At 55.1% G+C, this 236-nt stretch carries 1 rRNA gene; it reads right to left on the bottom strand.

Annotated elements, in window-relative coordinates:
- Window positions 1-116: ribosomal RNA gene (gene rrf / locus AC3B4V_RS16340) — 5S ribosomal RNA — on the bottom strand.
- Between the last annotated feature and the right edge of the window lie 120 nt (window positions 117-236).

Genomic DNA, 236 nt, shown 5'->3' with positions numbered 1-236 from the left:
GCCTGGCAACGTCCTATCCTCACAGGGGGAAGCCCCCAACTACTTTCGGCGTTCAAGTGCTTAACTTCCGTGTTCGGCATGGGAACGGGTGTGACCACTTGGCTATCGTCACCAGACGATCGGGCTCGCGCCCTCAAAACTGAAGTCATCAACAAGCATCTGCTAGAACAAGGCCTCGACCGATTAGTATCACTCAGCTCCACATGTCGCCATGCTTCCACCCGTGACCTATCTAC

It is taken from the genome of Exiguobacterium sp. E17S (assembly GCF_057772545.1).
This window is presented reverse-complemented; position numbering and strand designations above follow the sequence as displayed.